A 564-nucleotide genomic window follows, 5' to 3' on the forward strand; every position below is an offset into this window, starting at 1 on the left:
ATCCGCTGTAATTTTTTATTCCTAATTTGAGTAAAGTTTCAGTGTTTTCTTGTCAAAAAGCGATTTTTATAAACTCTAATTTTTGGATTCAGAGTGCGTTCCGTCAATGAATGGCAACGCTCCGAATAAAGATCGTGCTGTTTTGATTCCGTAGGAATCACACAGCAAATAAACTAGAAGAAAAAATATATTAACCAAAAAAATCCCTAGCATGAATTTTATACTTTGTTAGGGTGCGTTTTTAAATTATGGGAATTACAATTAAAACAAATGAAACAGATAAACTTACAATTGAGACTACTGATAATTTTACAGGAGAAGGACTGGACGATTTACTGCTTGAACTAGACACTGTTTACGGACATTCGCTTATTTATTTAAATGAAGAAAACTTAAATCAACTTAGGGATTTTCTAAATGAATGGCTTGAGGGCTAATGCACCCTAACGGCTCCGTATATGAAAAGTAGCGCTGATAATAAGCTATTACTTTTCGGATTAAACACAAGCCGAATTTTTAAATTTTACTATTTATTTTTTTATTGGAAATCGTCAAATTTAAAAA

At 31.2% G+C, this 564-nt stretch carries 1 protein-coding gene; it reads left to right on the forward strand.

Going from position 1 to position 564, the window contains the following annotated elements; translation table 11 throughout:
- Positions 1-248 precede the first annotated feature (248 nt).
- Positions 249-437 (forward strand): hypothetical protein, encoded by a 189-nt coding sequence (locus tag AC0UBM_RS18370; protein ID WP_475689638.1) that lies wholly within the window; start codon positions 249-251, stop codon positions 435-437.
- The last annotated feature ends 127 nt before the right edge of the window (positions 438-564 follow it).

This window comes from Formosa sp. F44, assembly GCF_056238645.1.